18 protein-coding genes are annotated in these 18,636 nt (G+C 64.2%); 10 read left to right on the top strand and 8 right to left on the bottom strand.

What is annotated here, in order from left to right:
* Positions 1 to 72 precede the first annotated feature (72 nt).
* The 3 genes from IB274_RS16675 to IB274_RS16685 form a co-directional block, all read right to left on the bottom strand.
* Positions 73 to 1,029 carry a FecR domain-containing protein gene (locus tag IB274_RS16675; RefSeq protein WP_318652883.1) on the bottom strand — a complete coding sequence of 319 codons (957 nt, stop codon included), beginning with the start codon at positions 1,027 to 1,029 and terminating at the stop codon, positions 73 to 75.
* Positions 1,026 to 1,535, bottom strand: coding sequence for a sigma-70 family RNA polymerase sigma factor (locus IB274_RS16680; RefSeq protein WP_192433015.1), 510 nt, complete (start codon positions 1,533 to 1,535; stop codon positions 1,026 to 1,028). Before IB274_RS16680 ends, IB274_RS16675 begins: the two co-directional genes overlap by 4 nt.
* A gap of 124 nt (positions 1,536 to 1,659) precedes the next feature.
* The gene (locus tag IB274_RS16685) at positions 1,660 to 2,349 is read right to left on the bottom strand and encodes a GNAT family N-acetyltransferase (protein WP_192433016.1); all 690 of its coding nucleotides are present in this window, start codon (positions 2,347 to 2,349) and stop codon (positions 1,660 to 1,662) included.
* Between the two features lie 321 nt (positions 2,350 to 2,670).
* Here IB274_RS16685 and IB274_RS16690 point away from each other — a divergent pair, with 321 nt between their 5' ends.
* The 6 genes from IB274_RS16690 to IB274_RS16715 all read left to right on the top strand — a co-directional run bounded on the left by IB274_RS16690 (position 2,671) and on the right by IB274_RS16715 (position 9,384).
* On the top strand, positions 2,671 to 3,765 hold the full coding sequence (locus IB274_RS16690) for an NAD(P)-dependent alcohol dehydrogenase (RefSeq protein WP_081518434.1): 1,095 nt from the start codon (positions 2,671 to 2,673) through the stop codon (positions 3,763 to 3,765).
* A gap of 129 nt (positions 3,766 to 3,894) precedes the next feature.
* A complete protein-coding gene (locus tag IB274_RS16695) occupies positions 3,895 to 4,404 on the top strand; it encodes a sigma-70 family RNA polymerase sigma factor (protein WP_192433017.1) in 510 nt (169 codons plus the stop codon).
* Positions 4,405 to 4,409: 5 nt separating this feature from the next.
* The gene (locus IB274_RS16700; RefSeq protein ID WP_225614888.1) at positions 4,410 to 5,396 is read left to right on the top strand and encodes a FecR domain-containing protein; all 987 of its coding nucleotides are present in this window, start codon (positions 4,410 to 4,412) and stop codon (positions 5,394 to 5,396) included.
* Between the two features lie 134 nt (positions 5,397 to 5,530).
* Positions 5,531 to 8,014, top strand: a complete 2,484-nt coding sequence (locus tag IB274_RS16705; RefSeq protein ID WP_192433019.1) for a TonB-dependent siderophore receptor — start codon at positions 5,531 to 5,533, stop codon at positions 8,012 to 8,014.
* 140 nt (positions 8,015 to 8,154) lie between these two features.
* Complete coding sequence (locus IB274_RS16710) at positions 8,155 to 8,640, top strand: DUF2165 family protein (protein WP_192433020.1); 486 nt, start codon at positions 8,155 to 8,157, stop codon at positions 8,638 to 8,640.
* A gap of 27 nt (positions 8,641 to 8,667) precedes the next feature.
* Positions 8,668 to 9,384 (top strand): SDR family NAD(P)-dependent oxidoreductase, encoded by a 717-nt coding sequence (locus IB274_RS16715; protein ID WP_192433021.1) that lies wholly within the window; start codon positions 8,668 to 8,670, stop codon positions 9,382 to 9,384.
* Between the two features lie 78 nt (positions 9,385 to 9,462).
* On the opposite strand, the gene IB274_RS16720 is transcribed toward IB274_RS16715, so the two are convergent.
* Positions 9,463 to 9,993 carry a diguanylate cyclase domain-containing protein gene (locus IB274_RS16720; protein WP_192433022.1) on the bottom strand — a complete coding sequence of 177 codons (531 nt, stop codon included), beginning with the start codon at positions 9,991 to 9,993 and terminating at the stop codon, positions 9,463 to 9,465.
* A 193-nt stretch (positions 9,994 to 10,186) separates the two neighbouring features.
* Between IB274_RS16720 and IB274_RS16725 the strand changes: the two genes are divergently transcribed.
* Positions 10,187 to 10,615 carry a lysozyme inhibitor LprI family protein gene (locus tag IB274_RS16725; RefSeq protein ID WP_192433023.1) on the top strand — a complete coding sequence of 143 codons (429 nt, stop codon included), beginning with the start codon at positions 10,187 to 10,189 and terminating at the stop codon, positions 10,613 to 10,615.
* Positions 10,616 to 10,687: 72 nt separating this feature from the next.
* Here the strand turns inward: IB274_RS16725 and IB274_RS16730 are convergent, their stop codons facing one another.
* The 3 genes from IB274_RS16730 to IB274_RS16740 form a co-directional block, all read right to left on the bottom strand.
* Positions 10,688 to 11,356, bottom strand: coding sequence for an NAD(P)H-binding protein (locus IB274_RS16730; protein ID WP_192433024.1), 669 nt, complete (start codon positions 11,354 to 11,356; stop codon positions 10,688 to 10,690).
* 12 nt (positions 11,357 to 11,368) lie between these two features.
* Entirely contained in the window at positions 11,369 to 11,731 is a 363-nt protein-coding gene (locus IB274_RS16735) for a helix-turn-helix domain-containing protein (protein ID WP_192433025.1), read from the bottom strand.
* 523 nt (positions 11,732 to 12,254) lie between these two features.
* A complete protein-coding gene (locus IB274_RS16740; protein ID WP_192433026.1) occupies positions 12,255 to 13,685 on the bottom strand; it encodes an IS1182 family transposase in 1,431 nt (476 codons plus the stop codon).
* 337 nt (positions 13,686 to 14,022) lie between these two features.
* Here IB274_RS16740 and IB274_RS16745 point away from each other — a divergent pair, with 337 nt between their 5' ends.
* Positions 14,023 to 15,075 (top strand): DUF2235 domain-containing protein, encoded by a 1,053-nt coding sequence (locus IB274_RS16745; protein WP_192433027.1) that lies wholly within the window; start codon positions 14,023 to 14,025, stop codon positions 15,073 to 15,075.
* Between the two features lie 30 nt (positions 15,076 to 15,105).
* Here IB274_RS16745 and IB274_RS16750 read toward each other — a convergent pair whose 3' ends face one another.
* Complete coding sequence (locus tag IB274_RS16750; RefSeq protein WP_192433028.1) at positions 15,106 to 15,849, bottom strand: class I SAM-dependent DNA methyltransferase; 744 nt, start codon at positions 15,847 to 15,849, stop codon at positions 15,106 to 15,108.
* Between the two features lie 316 nt (positions 15,850 to 16,165).
* Here IB274_RS16750 and IB274_RS16755 point away from each other — a divergent pair, with 316 nt between their 5' ends.
* Both IB274_RS16755 and IB274_RS16760 read left to right on the top strand, forming a co-directional pair.
* Positions 16,166 to 17,545: an APC family permease gene (locus tag IB274_RS16755; RefSeq protein ID WP_192433029.1), complete on the top strand. Its 1,380-nt coding sequence runs from the start codon at positions 16,166 to 16,168 to the stop codon at positions 17,543 to 17,545.
* A gap of 99 nt (positions 17,546 to 17,644) precedes the next feature.
* Positions 17,645 to 18,538 (top strand): LysR family transcriptional regulator, encoded by an 894-nt coding sequence (locus IB274_RS16760; RefSeq protein ID WP_192433030.1) that lies wholly within the window; start codon positions 17,645 to 17,647, stop codon positions 18,536 to 18,538.
* The last annotated feature ends 98 nt before the right edge of the window (positions 18,539 to 18,636 follow it).

Consider the following 18,636-nt stretch of genomic DNA (forward strand, 5'->3'; position numbering starts at 1 on the left):
CCGGAGTAGCCGAACCAGGGACAAAGAAAGTGCACGGTGTCTGGAAAAATCTTTTCCGGCATTCATGCAGGCTCAGCCGCGCGGAACCACGGTTACCCAATACCCCGTGCGATACACCGCCGTAACAGGGAAGCTGCGCTCCAGGGCCCTGAGCGCGAGGTCGGTGTCATCCACCGGGAAGGCGCCGGAAATGCGCAGGCCGCTGATGCGCGGGTCGCATCTCAGCCAGCCGTGGCGGTAGCGCCCCAGCTCTTCCAGCAGTTCGCCCAGGGGGCGGTCGATGGCGATCAGGCTGCCTTGCCCCCAGGCGCCCACCGAGGCGTCGTTGGCCTGCACTGGCTGGATGACGCCGGAGACGATCCGCGTGTGCTGGCCGGCCTCCAGGCGTAACGGGTTGCCCTGGCCGGGCACCGAGACTTCGACGGCCTTTTCCAGCACCGCCACCTCGGTTCCATTGCCCCGGATACCCACGCTGAAACGCGTGCCCAGCGCGCGCACGGTGGCGTCGGTGCTGCGTACGCGGAAGGGTCTGTCGAGTGCATCGGTTGCGGTGCTGATCAGCACCTCGCCGGCGCGCAGGACGATCAGGCGCTGGTTCGCATCGAACAACACATCCACAGCGCTGTCCGTGCCCAGTTGCATCCGGCTGCCGTCCGCCAGGGTGAAGTGGCGACGTTCGCCGACCGCAGTCCTGTAGCCGGCTGTGTAGCGCTGGCGTGCGTCGCTGCGCCAACCCAGGGTCGCCAGTCCGCCAATGGAAGCGAGCAGTACGATGCTGCGCACCACCTGGCGCCGCGATTGGCCAGCCGAGGTCAGAGTGGCAGCGGCCAGGCGACCCGGCACGCGCGCCATCTGCAGGTTCACCGATTCGATGCGTTGCCAGGCGCGCTGGTTGATCGGGTCGGCCGCCAGCCAGCGTTGCCAGGCCTGCTGGTCGCCGTCTTCCGGCGCCGCGCTGGCCAGGCGTGCGTACCAGCGGGCCGCTTCGCCGATGGCTTGCCGTTCATTTTGTGGCAGGGCGTCGTTCACAGGACGCCCGCCATGGCCAGGCAGCAGTGCTCCATGGCCTTGGCCATGTACTTGTTCACCGTGCGCAGCGAGATACCCAGTCGCTCAGCGATCTGGTTGTAGGTCAGCCCTTCGAGCTGGGACAGGATGAAGGCCTGCCGGACTTTCGGCCCCAGGCCATCGAGCATTCGGTCGATTTCCAGCAGCGCTTCGAGCAGCAGCGCCTGTTCCTCAAGGGACGGTTGAACCGCCTGGGGAAGCAGCGCCAGCGCTTCCAGGTAGGCGCGCTCCAGCGAACGGCGGCGGTACAGGTCGATGACCAGGCCGCGGGCGATGGTCTGCAGATAGTGGCGGGGCTCTCGAATCGCCTCGGCGCTCCGGGCCATCAGCACGCGGACGAAGGTGTCCTGCGCCAGGTCGGCGGCATCGGCGGAGTCATTGAGACGCTTGCGCAACCAGCCGCGCAGCCAGCCATTATGGTCGCGATAAAGCATCCCTACCGCCTGCAGCGACGAATCTCCCTGCATTGCAATCCCCTAAGAACAGTTTGCAAACGACAATCGTTATCAACTATACGGGATGTGGGGTTGCTTGGAAACTGCGCTGTGGTGGGCGTCTGATCAGCGCCGATAGCTGCCGTCAGAGTGATCTTCAGTGGAGAGTGGGCAAGTGCTCCTTCACCAACTCCTGCGCCTGCCAGGTCATCTGGTCGAGCAGGCGGTCGCGTTTCTTTTCTGCCTCGCGCATGGCCTTGCTGCCGTTCTGTTTCACCAGGTAGGTGTGGATCTGCCGCACTTCCTTGGACTGGTAGATCGGCGCCAGGTCCTGCACGGCGACCATGCCATCGGAGCGGTGGTCGCGGGTGTTCATCAGGACGTGTGGCCCCTGAGCGGCCAGTACCTGGAAGCCCAGCGTCTCGAAGACCGGCACCTTGCCCGCCGCACAGGCCAGTTCGGCGTGGGGGCGATGCTCGGTCATCTTCTGTAGCAGGGCGCGGGCGATGCCGTGGCGGCGGTGGCTGGTCTGGACGGCAATGTAGGCGAGGGTGCAGGCCTCGGCGTCGTCCTGGCTCGGCAGGTAGAGGGCGAAGCCGAGCACCTGCGACGGGTCTTCGTCGTCCAGGGCGAGGATCAGGCGCGCGGGACTGGCCGGTGAACCGTCCATGGCCTGCAGGTACAGGTGCACCTCGAAGCCGATCACGTACTGGTACAGCTGGAATAGCGGGTTGCTTGGCGTGAGCGGCACCGGGCTGATGTCGCTGAAGTAGTCCACCACCATCTGCAGCACCTGGCTTTTCAGGGATTCGGGAGGCGAGGTGTCGAGGGATACGAGGGTGAACATCTGAAGCTGGCTCCGGGCTTGGCCGATGCGGGGGAATTGGTCTGGGCACCATTGTAACCTCCGTCTGCGGCGAACGTCGCAAGCTCGCCGCCATCACCCGGTCGTCGACAGGATCAGCTCGGTGGACGGGGTGGGCTACAGTCTGGAGCGCGAGTAGCGCGATAGCCGAGCCTTCCCCGACGTTGATATGCATCAACGGGATTTCGCCGAGGCCCAGCACACTGGTTCGAATCGGACGAGGGTGGCAGGTCGCGATGAATATTCGACCTTCGCCCCCGGCCATCTGTACCGATGGTGCATTTCAAGCGAGGAGAGAGAACGATGGCAATGATGAAGGCAGCGATTTTCGTGGAGCCGGGCCGCATCGAACTAGCGGACAAGCCCATCCCGGAGATCGGCCCCAACGATGCGCTGATCCGTATCACCACGACCACCATCTGCGGCACCGACGTGCACATCCTCAAGGGTGAATACCCGGTGGCCAAAGGGCTGACCGTCGGCCACGAGCCGGTGGGGATCATCGAGAAGCTCGGCAGTGCGGTAAAAGGCTACCGCGAAGGCCAGCGGGTCATCGCCGGCGCGATCTGCCCCAACTTCAATTCCTATGCCGCGCAGGACGGCGTGCCCTCGCAGGACGGCAGCTACCTGATCGAGAGCGGCCGTTGCGCCTGCCATGGCTACAAGGCCACCGCTGGCTGGCGCTTTGGTAATCTGATCGATGGCACCCAGGCCGAATACGTCCTCGTGCCGGACGCCGAAGGCAACCTCGCGCCGATCCCCGACAGCCTCACCGACGAGCAGGTATTAATGTGCCCGGACATCATGTCCACCGGCTTCAAGGGCGCCGAGAACGCCAACATCCGCATTGGTGACACCGTGGTCATCTTCGCCCAGGGGCCGATTGGCCTGTGCGCGACGGCCGGCGCACGCCTGCTGGGCGCCTCGACCATCATCGCGGTGGATGGCAACGCGCACCGGCTGGATATCTCCCGCAACATGGGCGCCGACGTCACCCTGGACTTCACGCAGTGCGACGTGGTGGAGGAGGTGATGAAGCTCACCGGCGGGCGCGGCGCCGATTCGTCCATCGAATGCCTGGGGTTGCCGAGCACCTTCGAGCAGGCGATGAAAGTGCTCAAGCCGGGTGGGACCCTCTCCAGCCTGGGCGTGTACTCCAAGGACGTGCAGATACCGCTCTCCGCCTTCGCCGCCGGCCTGGGCGACCACCGCATCAACACTGCGCTGTGCCCCGGCGGCAAGGAGCGCATGCGCCGGCTGATGAGCATCATCGAGTCGAACCGCGCCGACTTCGGCTCACTGGTCACGCACCACTACGCCCTGGACAACATCGTCGAGGCCTACGACCTGTTCGCTCACCAGCGCGACGGCGTGCTGAAGATCGCCATCAAGCCCTGAGGTGGGGCAGGGAATGATCTTTCGCCTGCGGCCGCGGTCATTCCCTGCAGCGTTCAGCCCAATTGCGCAGGACAGGGCAAATCCAGTATTGTTGAGAACGATTATCATGTTTAACAAAACTGGACGTTCATGGATAGCGAGCGGGCATTCGAAAGGGATGTTGAGCGGCTTTACATTGCCCACCACGGCTGGCTGAAGGGTTGGCTGCGCCGCCGCCTGGGCGAGCACACCGATGCCGAGGACCTGGCGCAGGACACCTTCGTGCGCGTGATGCGCTCGCGCAGCGCCATCGCCGATCTGCGCCAGCCGCTGGCTTATCTCGCCACCATTGCCAACAGCCTGCTGATCAACCGCTGGCGCCGCCAGGCGGTCGAGCGGGCCTATCTGGAAGCGCTGGCCGCACGGCCTGAGGCAGTGGCGCCTTCGGAGGAAGAGCGCCTGCTGCTGATCGAAGCGCTGGTGGAAATCGACGAACTCCTGCATGGCCTCACGCCGCAAGTGCGGGAAATCTTCCTGATGTCGCAGCTAGACGGCCTGACCTACCCGCAGATCGCGCTGCGCCTGGAACTGAGCGTCAACCAGGTGCAGAAGGCCATGAGCAAGGCGTTCACCGCCTGCTACGCGTGCCGGTTCGAGTGAGCGCCATGTCCCGCGATAGCGATTCCCGGCCGATTTCCGCCGTCATCCGCGACCAGGCGATTGCCTGGTTCACCCTGGCCCAGTCAGGCTGCATGAGCGAGGCCGAGCAGCGCCAGTTGCTGGTCTGGCGTGAGGCCAGCAGCGAGCACGAGCGCGCCTGGCAGCGCCTGAGTAGCATCCCGCTCGGCCTGCAGCGCCACGCCGGCCAGTTGGCCGACCCGCTGGTTCGGCAACTGGCCGGGCGCCGGCACTACAACGAAATGGACCGGCGCAAGGCGCTCAAGGTGCTGGCTGGCTTCGGCCTGCTCGGTGGCCTGGCCTGGCAGGGCCGCGATGTCTCGTGGGTGGAGGGCGCCCTGGCCGACTACCGAACCGGCACCGGCGAGCGCACGCAGCGCACGCTGCCAGATGGCACACGCCTGTGGCTGAACACGGCCACGGCGGTCGACCTGCACTACACCGACAGCGTTCGCGAACTGCGCCTGCGTTACGGCGAGATGGAGATTCTCACCGCCCTCGACGGGGCAGGGCGGCCACTTCGGGTTGTCAGCGGCGACGCCGTGCTGCAACCGCTGGGCACGCGCTTCCGTGTCCGCCGCGAGCACGACGGGCGCGGGACCTTGCTGGCGGTGACCCAGGGCCGCGTCGCCGCCAGTTCGCTGGCTGGCGGCGAGGCGAGGATGATCGAAGCCGGCTCGCAGGCCCGCATCGGCTCGGCCGGCGTCAGCGCTCCGCAGGCGCTGAACGTGAACGACGGCGCCTGGGTCGATGGCTATCTGGTGGCCGAGCGCATGCGGCTGGCGGACTTCCTCACCGAATTGGATCGCTACCGCCCCGGCCTGCTGCGCTGCGACCCCGCTGTTGCAAGTCTTCGCCTCAGCGGTTCCTACCCGCTGGGCGACACCGACCAGGTGTTGGCCCTGCTGCAGGACAGCCTGCCGGTGACCATCCAGCGACGCACCCGCTACTGGGTCACGGTGGGCCCGCGCTGAGGTGTGTAAGGCCGCCAGATCGCGCTAATGAAAATAATTCTCGAAAAGTCGGCAGGTTTTCGTTTCTCGCTTGGCCTAGGGAGAAATCCCTGCTCGCACCCGCGGGCCAACAACGAGAAACGGACCCTCTGCCCATGACGCTTCACCCCATCACCCGCGCCCTGCGCCAGTCGCTTGGACTCGCCCTGCTGTCCTGCTCCATGCTCACCCTGCTGCCGGCCATGCCGGTGCAGGCTGAATTCACCGCCACCCGAACCCTGCAGTACGCCATCCCCGCCGGCCCGCTGGACCAGGTGCTCGGCGAGTTCGGCCGCCGCGCCGGCATCCCGATCTCGGTGAATGCGGGCCTGACCGAAGGCAAGCACAGCGATGGCCTGAGCGGTGAATACGGTATTGACGACGGCTTCGCCCGCATCCTGTCCGGGACGCAACTGACGGTGCGGCGCCTGGACAACGGCGGCTACGGCTTGGTGCCCACGCCGTCGGAGGCGGTGCTGGAGATGGACGCCACTACCGTCTCCAGCCAGCTGCTGGACCCGACTACCGAGGGCACCAACTCCTATACCGCCCGCGCGGTGACCATCGGCAAGGGCGTGCACACTCTGCGCGAAACGCCGCAGTCGGTGACCGTCATTACCCGCAAGCTGATGGACGACCAGAATCTCAATACCCTCGAACAGGTGCTGGACAAAACGCCGGGGATCACCGTTTACGACTCGCCCATGGGCGGCAAGTACTTCTATTCGCGCGGCTTCAACCTGGACGGCCAGTACCAGTACGACGGTGTCCCGCTGGACGTAGGCGGCAACTACGTACAGGCCAACAGCTTCTCCAGCGACATGGCCTTCTACGACCGCGTCGAGGTGCTCAAGGGCGCGGCGGGTATGCTCAAGGGCTCCGGCAGTTCCGCTGGCGGCGTCAACTTCGTGCGCAAGCGCGGCCAGGACAAGCCCAGCACCCAGCTGACGCTCTCCGCCGGCAGATGGGACAACTACCGTGGCCAGGTCGATGTCGGCGGGCCGCTGAATGACTCCGGCACGCTGCGCGGCCGCGCCGTGGCCACTCTGCAGGACCGCCAGTACTTCTACGACAACGCCGACCGCCAGGACCAGGTCGTCTACGGCGCGCTGGACTGGGACGTCACCCCCGACACCACGCTGGGCTTCGGCCTGGCCTACGAGGATGTCGATGCCTCGCCCTGTTACCACGGCCTGCCGCGCTACGCCGATGGCAGCGACCTCAAGCTGTCACGCTCCACCTGCCTGGGCGCGAGCTGGAACGACCTGCAGAGCCAGCGCATCACCGGCTTCGCCGACCTAAAGCACCGCTTCAACGAGGACTGGTCGCTGAACTTCGCCTCGATCTACACCCACAACAACCAGAACATCGAGTACGGCTATTCCGAGGGTTCCGTGCCGGTCGGGGCGAGCAGTGGCAGCATGCGCCGCTATGCCGGGCGCTTCGACTACGACCAGGACGACTATGGCTTCGACAGCTACGTCGACGGCCATTTCGAAGCCTTCGGCCTGGAGCACGAGATCATCGTCGGCGCCAACGCCAGTCGGCAGAAGACCCATGACTACTTCGCGCTGATGTCACTCTCCGGCACCCAGGACCCCTTCGATCCTTCCTCGAACTTCCCGCATCCCTCCAAGGCCGATTACCTGGCTAACCCAATCCGCGGCGGCGGCGAACCGACGGACTCCAAGACCACCCAGTACGGCACCTACGCCAACCTGCGCCTGAAGCTGGCCGAGCCCCTGACCCTGGTGCTGGGCACCCGCGTGAGCTGGTATCGCAACAGCAGCGACTCCTACACCCAGGCCTACGACTATTGGGTGCACAACCGCAGCCAGGAAAACGGCCAGGTTACCCCGTTCGCCGCCGTGCTCTACGACTTGAACGACCAGTGGACCGCCTACGCCAGCTACGCCGATATCTTCCAGCCGCAAAGCAACCTGGTGGACTCCCAGGGCAAGGCGCTGCAGCCCAAGACCGGCACCAGCTACGAACTCGGCATCAAGGGTGAATTGTTCGAGGGAGCACTGAACACCTCGTTCAACCTGTTCCGCACCACCGAGGAGCACCGCGCGGAAACCGACTACGCCGATACCTGCCTGGGTTCGGGGGACGGCTACTGCTACACCGATACCGGCAAGGTCCGTGCCCAGGGCTTCGAGGCCGAGGTCAGCGGCTCGCCCATCGAGCGCCTGCAACTGCTGGCGGGCTACACCTACACCCAGACCAAGTACCTGGAAACCATCAACGAGACCGACCCGACCGATCTGACCTTCACCTCCAGCTTCATCCCCCGGCACATGCTCAAGGTCTGGGGCGACTACCAGCTGGCTGGCGAGCTGGAGCGCTGGACGGTGGGCGCCGGCGTGAACAGCCAGAGCGAGAACTACCGCAACACCGGGAGCGTCCGCGTCGAGCAGCGCGGCTACACCCTGTGGAGCGGACGCGTGCAGTACCAGATCGATCCGCACTGGAGCGTCGCGCTCAACGGCAACAACCTGTTCGACAAGAAGTACTACTCGACCATCGGGGCACCCGGCTGGGGCAACTTCTACGGCGACCCGCGCAACTTCATGGTCACCCTGCAGGGCTCCTTCTGACACCGGCTCGCTCCGAGTGCCGGCTCCGCGTGTTGACCTCAACCTAGGTTGAGGTCCTAGAGTCCGTCCGAGCCTGCCTGCCCCGTTGTTCTTGGGCGGCGGGCGGGCACTTTCGGAACATGACCGCACAAGGACCCGGTATGGACACCCACACTTCACTGATGATTTTCCAGGCCACCTGTTTCCTGGGTTTCAGCCTCTGGCTGAGCATCGCGCTGATCAACAACCTGCACGCCTTTTCCAGCTCGGTCGCGGCGGTTGGCGCGACCATGGCGATGGCGCCGCTGCGCCAGCCGCCCGTCATCGACTTCCCCTTGCTCGGGCGCGCACGGTCCTCGCCGACCCTGCATCGTCTGGCACTGATCGTTGTCGTTCTGCTGCAGATTGTCGCGGTGCTGGCTGCCTGGACCGGCTGCTACGAGCTGTTGCTGGGCGACGGTCTCGACGCCGCTAGGCCCTGGTTGAACCTCGGCCTCAGCGCGGCACTGGCCTTCCTCTTCTCCATGCTGCTGGGCGGGCTCTGGTTCGGCTACTGGATCCGCCAGGAAGGGCTGCAGCTGACGCACCTGGTGCTGGTCGTCTGGGTGCTGCTGAACTTCCTCGTCCTCAACCTTCGCTGGAGTTGACGCACCATGCATGCAGGAAGAAAACCGGTGAAAATGCTGATCGTGGGTGCGGGCCGGGGCTTGGGGCGCGCCCTGCTCGAAGGGCTTGGCCAGCCGGGGGATTCGCTGATCGGCGTGTCGCGTCGGCGGCCGGATACCTTGGCGTTGGCGCCGGGCATCGATCTGCAGTGGATCGAAGCGGACCTCGCGCTGCCGGCGCAAGCGGTCGCGCAGATCGACGTGCAAACGCCGGCCGAACTCGATGTGCTGATCTGCAACGTCGGCATCTGGGAGGACTACGCCTTCAGCGATCAGTACTCGTTCCTCGGCGACAGCGACGAATCCATCGGCACGCTGGTCGACGTCAACATCACCGCCACCCTGCTGCTGCTCAAGCGCCTGGTGCCGCGGCTGCTCGGCTCCGCGCGGCCACAGCTGATCCTCACCGGCTCGACCTCCGCGCTGCGTCAGAGTGGCCGCCCTGAGGTGGCCTTCGGCGCCTCCAAGTTCGCCCTCAACGGCATGGCCGATGCGCTGCGCGAAAGCTTCCGTGAGCAGCGCCTGGCGGTGACCGTGCTGCAACTGGGCAACCTCAACACCGACGATCCGCTCGCCATGTCGCTGGCCGAGGCCGCCAGCCGTGGGGAGGGGCAACTGATTCCGGTGCACGACGTGGTCACGCTGGTCGACGCGCTGTTGCGCCTGTCCGCTTCCTCGTTCGTGCGCGAGCTGAGCTTGCCCGCGATCCGCGACGAGCGGTTCTGACCGTCAGCATGGAGTCCGGGCGCAAGCGGCGGCACCCCGGTTGGCCAAGCCTGCGTGCTGCCGGCTGGCGGATCGCCGCTAAGCGAAAGCACCCTCGACGCGATTGCGCCCGGACGTCTTGCCACGGTAGAGCGCGCCATCGGCCTGCTGCATATAGGCGTCGAGCGCCTGCGTGCTGGTGAAGGCTTCCGAGACGCCGATGGTGGCGATGCAGCGGATCGGCTGGTCCGGCGTCGCGCCCGGTACTTCGCTCTGTTCGGTCGCCGCGCGGGCGCGTTCGGCCAGTTGCAGGACCGCCGTGTAGAGCACCGCCAGCGTGAGCAATGGCCGCCACACGGCGGTCGGTCGATCGAAGAAGCGCAGCGCGCCAAGGACGTAGGCGATGGGGGCGCAGAGGGTCATGGTGTGGTTGACGACGCTCATCGCCTTCCAGTGCGCCGGGCCGCCGAGCAGCTGCAGGATGTAGGCGAGCCCCAGCAGGAAATTGCCCAGGGCGAAGACTTCCATGCCCATTTTCTTGCCGTTCAGCCGGGTGCTGATCAGCAGGAACATGACGCTGAAGCAACGCAGGTGCACGCAGAGCATGCTGAGGATGACAGTGGTGACCATGGGGTCGCGTCAGTGACGGCGTGGCAAGGGGCCGGACCTCTGGTGTGCCCGACGTATCCGGTGGAGTGCTGCGGGCGCCCAGAGGGGCCTGTCATGCCCGGCTGCCAGGTTTCGTCCCCCAGTATTGGTTGGAATCTTCCGGCCCGTCTATAAGTTGGAATCCGCTTGCGGGTTTGGCCAGGAAGGAGGGCGCATGAAGTTCGTCGGCTTGTCGGCTCTGTTGAGCGTTTCGCTGGGTGTTCAGGCGGGCTATTTCAGTGATGACGGCGGGATCAAGCACGCGGCCGACCACGTCGATGACTGCTTCAACCTGAATGACAACGGGGAAGTGGCCCGCTGCGTGGACTACTTCCGGCAACAGGCAGGCAGCGCGCTCGAGTCAGAGGTAAAACGGGTCCGCGACAAGTTGAAGAAAGACACTGAGCAGTTCGACGACGCCCAGCAGAAATGGCTGGCGTTCAAGGACAGCGAATGTGCCCTCCGGGCCTTGAGATCCCGAGCCTTTGCCGACCCTTCCACCGCGAGGGAGCTGTTTACGTGGGCCTGCTCCGCGAGACTGGACGAGCAGCGGGTCGATGAGCTCAGGAGTCTTCCGCTGCTGTGCGACGCGTGTCTGCACTAGTGATGTGCAGCTGGATATGCATCCGGGCCGTTGCAGCCAGTCGCTTGCCAGGGCTGTCCGGCGTTCCGCGCACTAGTCTTCCCCCAGCCTGACGAGCACATTGGACGCCAGCACGACCACGCCTTCAGCCTGCGGTAGCGTCCTGACCAGTGACTGCGCGACGGCCCGAGCATGCACCGGTCGATAGACGCCGGGCATCAGTGGCGCCAGCAGTTTCGCAATCGGGATCGCCAGCTTCTCTCCCAGGCGAGGAGGCTGTTGCAGCCCGTCCCTGTGGTCCAGCAACAGCGAGGGTTGCGCGATTACCAGCGCCTTCAGCTCCATGGCCTTGAGGGCGTCTTCCAGTTCTCCCTTGACCCGGTTGTAGAACACGGAGGATTCAGCCTTGGCTCCCACAGCGCTGACCAGTCCCACCCGCCGGGCTCCTGCGGCAAAAGCGGCCCCGGCCACGGCGAGATTGGCGTCCAGGTCGACTGCACGGAAGGCTGCCTGGCTCCCGGCGACCTTGATCGTGGTGCCGAGCGCCAGATAGACCTCGTCGACCTGTGGCAGCTCGGGCAGGTGGGTGAAGTCGACGATGTGAACCTGCAGCTTGGGGTGGCTGATACCCAACGGCCTGCGAGTCAGGGCATGCACCTGGGAGACGGTCGTGTCCGCCAGCAGCATCTGGAGCATCTGGCCCCCCACCAGTCCCGTTGCGCCGGCCAGCAGCGCTTTGCGTTGAACCTCAGGTGTGGGCATGTTCGTGGTTCCTCAACGGGTGTGCATGGCATGTCGGGCGCTGTCGGGAGTCTGCCCAGTCCAGTCCTGGAATGCGCGGTAGAAGGAATTGGGATCTTCGAAGCCGAGCAGGAAGGCGATCTCCCCACCCGACATGCCGGTTTTCCCCGGATAGTGGCGCGCCAGGCTTTCGCGGGTGGTATTGACCAGAGCGCGAAAGCTTTCCCCTTCGTCCTTGAGGCGGCGCTGCAGCGTACGCTTGCTCATGCCCAGGCGCACGGCGGCCTTTTCGATGGTCGTTCCTGCTACACACACCGGACATTTGACTTTTGTTTTTGAGTCGCCCGCCAGAGTTATTCCTGCCTCAACCCAGCGTTTGGATGTCTGTTCACTCATTTGGAAATCCGATAACGAGCAGTGGAGCGATTCAAAACAATTGATCGCGAGGTGCCGTGCACCAATAACGGTTAGTGCCTAGTGCTGCCCTGCATTCAGGATGGCATGAGTCAACGCGGCATCTTCTAGTAGCCTGGCAGCAGACGCGTGAGCTATGCCAGCGAGAGAAGCACGTCCATGAACATCGGGCCCGACAGATCATGGACCTGCCCATCATCAGCGACCAGGCAACCTGCAGCGCCGGCAAACAACTCCTGCTCATGTGCAGGGATGTCCAAGCTACAAACGATCCGGTAGCGGAACAGCCAGCCATTGGGGAGGCGGCCGCAAAACTCCACAGTCTGCTGATAGCCCAGGCTGTGTAAAAACACAGCGAGCGCTGGGTAGCCGGATATGGATTGGTTTTAACGATATCCAGCGGCCTCCTGGACGCGTGGTGTGTCCATCCTGGGCATTCAGTTGATTCGGCAAGTGCTGCTTCCACGATTCTGTGCGACGCGTTCGGAGGGCTGCCAATGGGGTTTCAGGCCTTCATTGCCGCTATCAGCGCACTATTGCCCAGCAGGTTCAGCACCCGTTTGAAGTTGTAGGCGAGCACATGCAGGCTCATTTCCGTGCTCACGCGGTTGAGCGTCTTGGTGAGGAAATGGGTGGCGCCCATCCAGGCTTTCAATGTGCCGAAAGGATGCTCCACTGTCTGGCGGCGGATGCGCATCATCTCCGGTGTCTGATCCAGGCGGGACTGCATCGCGTCGAGCACCGACTCGTGTTCCCAGCGACTCACTCGCCGCTGCGCGCTCGGTGTGCACTGATCTTTCAACGCACAGCCCTGGCAATTCGAACTCCAGTAACGATGCAGCTTCAGGCCTTTCTCAACTGTCGCAAAACGCCAGATCAGGCGCTCTCCGGCTGGGCAGCGGTACTCGTTCTGGGCTGCGTCGTAAATGAAATCATCACGATCAAAGCGACCCGCTGCGGCAGCGCCTGAGGTCTTGGCCTTGGGGACGAAGGTGGTGATGCCAGCCTCATGGCAGGCGAGGATTTCCTCGCTCTTGAAGTAGCCACGATCGGCAACCACCGACAGCGATTGCGCTCCCATTGCCACCCGCGCTTGCTTGGCCATCGCACTCAGTTGATCGCGGTCGATGCCATTGTTGGTGACCTCGTGCGTCACGATCAGGTGATGCTTCGCCTCAACCGCAGCCTGGACGTTGTAACCGACCATGCCTGTGCCGCGCGTCATCATCGAGCGAGCGTCGGGGTCAGTAAGAGAAATCTGTTTGTCCGGGGTGGCCTCCAGCTGAGCTTCGATATCCCTGAGTTCCTGCATCTTGGTTTTCAGCGCGGCAATCTTGCTGTGCAAACGCTCGGATTTGGCCCGTGCCACAGCAGGCTCTTGCCGGTCGGCGGTGTCCAGCGCAGTGAGGTAGCGGCTAATGCTGGATTCGATCTCCTCCATTCGCCGTTGCAGCTTGGCACTGGTGAAGTTGCGGTCGCGATTGTTGACCGCCTTGAACTTGCTGCCGTCGATAGCCACCAGCGCTTCGGAGAACAAACCGAGCTGCTGGCACAGCACCACGAACTGCCGGCAGACACCACGAATGGCTTTGCCGTTGTCCTTGCGGAAGTTGGCGATGGTCTTGAAGTCCGGCATCAGGCGTCCGGTCAGCCACATCAACTCGACGTTGCGTTGTGCTTCACGTTCGAGGCGGCGACTCGACTGGATGCGGTTGAGGTAACCGTAGATATAGATCTTCAGCAGGACGGCCGGGTGATACGCAGGGCGGCCAGTTTCGGCGGGAACCACGCCGCCGAAGCCCAACCGCCCGAGATCGAGTTCATCGACGAACACATCGACTACTCGCACCGGATTGGTGTCCGCGACGTAATCATCCAGGCTCTCGGGCAGCAGTGTGCATTGACCTCGATGCTCGCCTTGGATGAAACGTTTCATGGACTGCCCCCGCTATGACTGCCGACGGCAGGATAGCAAGAGCACTAGCCACGTTTTTACACAGCCTGGGCCGGTAACGGACATTCTCCGATGGCCGGGCTACAGGTCTTCCCGACTTTCCGCCGCGATGCACGCCTGCACAAGGGCAACTAGAGTTGCCTGGGCAGGGCGATACCGGCGATGGGCATCCGGGCCTTTGTTCAGAATGAATCTCTCTGGCTGTGCATTCTTGCGAAAGCCCCTCCACTCGTGATTCCGGTCTCGATCCTCGCCTGCGCAAGCAGGGACGGAACGGGAGTTTTCGAGTAGTCAGAACCACTGACCCTGGAGAAAGGGCATGCCCAAGAAAATCATCATTTCCTTTGACGGGACCTGGAATACGCCGGACGCGAAGTCCGAGGTCAAGGGTAGTAAAAGCACCAATGTCTGGAAGCTGCATGCTTCCATCCTTCCCTCGGACAACAACGGCACCCAGCAGGCCAAGTGGTACGATAAGGGCGTCGGCACCGCGTGGTACGACCGCCTGGCCGGCGGGGCATTCGGCGTGGGGCTTTCTGAGAATATCCTCGACGGCTACCGGCAACTGGTCAGTACTTACGAGGCGGGCGATCAGGTCTACGTGTTCGGCTTCAGCCGGGGCGCCTACACGGCCCGCAGCCTGGTGGGGCTGATCCGCAATGCCGGGCTGCTCAAGCCTGAGCACATCGACCTGACGAACGAGGCCTACGGCCTCTACCGCACTCGCGACGAGGGCGCCGACTCCGAACGCGCCAAGCTGTTCCGGGGGAGCTTCTCGCGGGAGATCACCATCCACATGCTCGGTATCTGGGACACCGTGGGTGCGCTGGGCGTGCCGCTGGAGTCGTTCGACTGGTTCAACAAGGCCTATTACGAATTCCACGACACCGAACTCAGCTCGATCGTGCACAACGCCTTCCATGCACTGGCCATCGACGAGTGGCGCAAGAATTACCAGTGCACGCTCTGGGACCCGAAGAGCAAGCCCAACCAGCGGGTCGAGCAGGTGTGGTTCTCCGGCGCGCACGCCAATGTCGGCGGCGGCTACGCGGACAACAGCCTGTCGGATATCGCGCTGGTGTGGATGATCAACAAGGCCATCGAGTGCGGGCTGGCGGTGGACACCCGCAAGACCCCGAGCCTCCCTACCACGACCCTTCCCATCACCAACTCCTACAAGGAGTTCCTCGGCGGCGCCTACAGCCAGTTCACCCAGCCGCATTACCGGGATATCGGCAACACCTCGTTCGGCCAGGAGGCGATCGATCCGAGCGTGGAGGAGCGCCTCAAGCACGACGCCCAGTACAAGCCGAAGAACACCGTGGGTGGGCATCTCACCGGCAATTTCACGCCGGTGGGCAAGATTCGCTGAGGGGAAGGGCGGCGCAGCAGGGCGGGCGCTTCAGCGCTTCACGCAGATGAACAATGCGTTGCCCGAGGTTCCTGCCCAGGGGGTGATTCGCTCGTAGTCGTGCTCAAAGACCTGCACCTCGAAGAGCGGCTCCAGCAGGCGCTGCAGCTCGGCGAAGGTCAGCGCGACCATGGCGTGCTCGTCCTGCCAGGCCTGGGTCTCGCCGGCGCTGGTCTTCTCGATGCTCAGGCGCAGCGCCTGGCGCTCGCCCGCGCCGCCGTAATACCAGCCCGAGCCGAAGGTGAACTGGCTACCCTCGTGTTCGACCGAGTGGCGCACGAAGGAGCTGTTGTCGATCAGCGCCTTGTCCACGCTGTTGAAGCAGAACACGCCGCCGTCCGCCAGTGCCTGGTGCACGCTCGCCAGGCACGCCTGAAGCTCTGCCACGCCGGGGTTGTAGTGGATCGAGTAGAGGAAGCAGGTGATCAGATCCAGCGGCTCGTCAACGCAGAAGCTTGCCATGTCCTGCCGGCTGAAATGCGCCTCGCGGCAGCGTTGCTGGGCGATGTCCAGCATCGGCTGGTTGATGTCCAGGCCGGCGCTCGCGTAGCCGAAGTCGAGGAAGTGGCGCACGTGGGGACCGGTCCCGCAGGCGAGGTCCAGGTGCCGGCGCCCCTGGTTGCCGAACAACTGGTGCAGGCGGCGCACGCAGTGGCTCTGCGCCTGATAGTCGATGTCGGCGCACATCAGGTCGTAGTAGGAGGACAGGTCGGTGTACAGCGCGTTGGAGGACATAGGCAGCCAGACAGGAGGTTCGCCGGAGGTTTCGGCGCGGCATGGTACATCAGCCGGGGGCGTTCTCCGCTGGAATCGGACTGGCGCAGCGTCTGCCTGTCGTCAGCCAAAGAGGGCGCCGCCGGAGTGCGGCTCAGTCTTCGACGGCCATTTTTTTTCTTGGCCGCGAAGATATTTTTACTAATTTTCCTCGGCGGCGAGCTGAAGCACCATGCGGCCCGATTCGACCAACAACGTCCTTCGAGGCGGCCCGTGGGAGTGCTTCACGTCGTTCCAGTCCATGGGGCGCCCGCCGCCTGCCGTCCTAGAGTCCGCCATGAAAAAAACAACAAACGTCTCTGATACCTCCTTGCCTGCCCATCAACCTCACGAGTCGTCCACGCGGTCCTTCCGCAAATCGCTGGGCATTCCGGCGCTGGTGCTGTTCGGCCTGGCCTACATGGTGCCGCTGGCGGTGTTCACCACCTATGGCCTGGTCACCCGCATGAGCCAGGGCCACCTGCCGACGGCCTATCTCTTCACGCTCGCCGCGATGCTGCTGACCGCCTACAGCTACGGGCGGATGGTGCAGGCGCATCCGTATTCGGGCTCGGTGTACAGCTATACGCGCAAGACGTTCGGCGCGGCATTCGGCTTCCTGGCGGGCTGGACGCTGCTGCTGGATTACATTTTCCTGCCGCTCTTGAGTTACCTGCTGATCGGCATCTACATGACCGACTATTTCCCCTCGGTGCCGCTGTCGGTATGGATCCTCGGCTCCATCGTGCTGGTGACCCTGCTCAATCTCGTTGGCATCGAGTCCATCACCCGCGTCAACTGGGTGCTGATCGTCGCGCAGATGGTCTTCGTGGTGGTATTCATCGCGCTGTCGCTGAGCCACCTGGGTGCTCAGGCTGAACCCGTGTCCCTGGTCCAGCCCTTCTATGACGAGCACTTCAGCCTGCCGTTGGTGATGTCCGGCGCAGCGGTGCTGTGCCTGTCGTTCCTAGGCTTCGATGCCGTCTCGACCATGGCCGAGGAGACCCCCGAACCGCGCCGGCAGATTCCGGCGGCGATCATGCTGGTGACCCTGATCGGCGGCGTGCTGTTCATCGTCATGGCCTACTTGGGCCAGTTGGTATTCCCCGAGTGGCAGGCGCTCACCGATGCCGACTCGGCGTCGCTGGACGTGCTGCGCCGCATTGGTGGCGAGTGGTTGGTGACCTTCTTCACTGCCACCTACGTGGCCGGTTGCTTCGCCTCGGCGATGGTGTCCCAGGCCAGCGTTTCCCGCGTGCTGTTCGCCATGGGCCGAGACGGCGCACTGCCCCGCGTATTCGGCAAGCTGGTGACGAAGAAGCGCGTGCCGGCCACCGCGATCATGCTCATCAGCCTGCTGTCGTTGATCGCGCTGTTCGTCTCCCTGGACACCGTCGCCAACATGATCAGCTTCGGCGCGCTGTTCGCCTTCTCCGCGGTGAACCTGGCGGTGATCAAGCACTACCTGGTCGACCAGCGCCTCACCGGCAAGGGCAACTACCTGCGCTACGGCGCACTGCCGGCAGTGGGCTTCCTCAGCACCATCTGGCTCTGGTCGAGCCTGTCGGGGATGTCCTTCATGATCGGATTCGCCTGGATGTGCCTGGGCCTGGTTTGTCTGGCCAGCGCCACGCGGATGTTCCAGCAGCCGCTGCCGGACCTGAACATGGCGGAGTGATCATCAGCCTTCGCGGAGCCGGGCATCGCCCGGCTTCTTTCATGCGGGCCCGATACTGGTTAAGGTGGCGCGACTTCGAGGAACCGGTCGGATCTCGCCATGAAACTGCATCAATTGCGCGCCCTGCGTACCATCGCCGAGAGCGGCAGTATCCAGGAAGCCTCGCGGCTGCTCGATGTCACCCAGCCATCGCTGTCCAAGGCGGTGAAGGAGTTGGAGGGCGAGTTGGGCGTGCCGCTGCTGGTGCGCTCCAATCGTGGGGTGACGGTCACCGCCTATGGCGAACGGCTGGTCAGCATGGCCCGCCTGGTCACCGAGGAAGTGCGCCGCGCGCGCGACGAGATCGACACTCTCAAGGGTGAGATGGCCGGCCGCGTGGCCATCGGCGTGTCGCCGGTGACGCCCAATCGAGCCTTCGCCAACTGCTTCAGGCGCTACCGCGAGCTGTACCCCAACGTGCAGCTGCAGATATTCGAGCTGCGTTCGGTGCAGCTGTTCGAAGGGTTGAAGGAGGGCCGGCTGGACCTGGTGCTGACCACCCAGCCCGAGGCGGATGCGGGCGATGGGCAGGTCTGGTGCGAGCTGGCGCCGCAACCCTCGGCGCTGGCCGTGCGCAAGGGCCATCCCCTCGCAGGCGCGCAATCGCTGCATGAGCTGCTGGGCCTCGAATGGCTGCTCTCCGACCCGCTGGAAGTGGCGCTGGCCGGGCAGTTCTTCCGCGAACGTGGGGTTGCGCCACCGAAGCGCATCACCGAATGCTCCTCGTCGCTGCTCTACCTGGAGCTGGCGGCCAACACCGATGCAGTGAGCTTCTGGTCGCAGCGCATGCTCGGCCTGCCGATGGTGGCCCATGTACTGGAGCCTTTGCAGATCGCCGAGGCCACGCCGGTGGCGAGCATCTCGCTGGTCACCCGGCCGCGGGAGCTGATGACCCGCGAAGCTCTGTTGTTGGCCGAGGAAATGGTCGCCGCTTTCCGTGCCGAGCAGGCATAACCAGCCTTAATACTCATGTGTAGAGATCATTACTCCGTGCTTTCGCCCTGATGCATCCTGCCGGCCGCCATCTGCCCCAGAAAACGGCCGGAGTCCCC

The sequence above is a fragment of the Pseudomonas sp. PDM18 genome, assembly GCF_014852585.1.
Lineage (GTDB): Bacteria > Pseudomonadota > Gammaproteobacteria > Pseudomonadales > Pseudomonadaceae > Pseudomonas.